Annotated in this window: 2 rRNA genes; both read left to right on the top strand. The window is 40.1% G+C overall.

What is annotated here, in order from left to right:
* Positions 1-74 (top strand): 16S ribosomal RNA (locus ACYUEW_RS19090); the annotation flags it as partial.
* A 223-nt stretch (positions 75-297) separates the two neighbouring features.
* A 23S ribosomal RNA gene (locus tag ACYUEW_RS19085) occupies positions 298-396 on the top strand; the annotation flags it as partial.

Genomic DNA, 396 nt, shown 5'->3' with positions numbered 1-396 from the left:
AGGTGGGATTAGTGATTGGGGTGAAGTCGTAACAAGGTAGCCGTAGGAGAACCTGCGGCTGGATCACCTCCTTTCTAAGGAGAATAGAAAGAAGAAAATTCTTTCTAAAGGCTGAATTCTCTGTTTAATTTTGAGAGACCATTCTCTCAAAATTGAAACTTCTCAATAAAATTGAGAAGTAGCTGAYCATCACAAAATCGTAGATTTTGGATGYCTAGCTATGTTCTTTGAAAATTGCACAGTGAATAAAGTAAAGCTAAAGGTATATAAAAATCCTTTGTAAGAATACAATTTTAAGGTCAAGCTACAAAGGGCGCATGGTGAATGCCTTGGCACTAGGAGCCGAAGAAGGACGCGATAAGCTGCGATAAGCCTTGGGTAGCCGCAAATAGGCTG

It is taken from the genome of Clostridium sp. CTA-1 (assembly GCF_054768215.1).
This window is presented reverse-complemented; position numbering and strand designations above follow the sequence as displayed.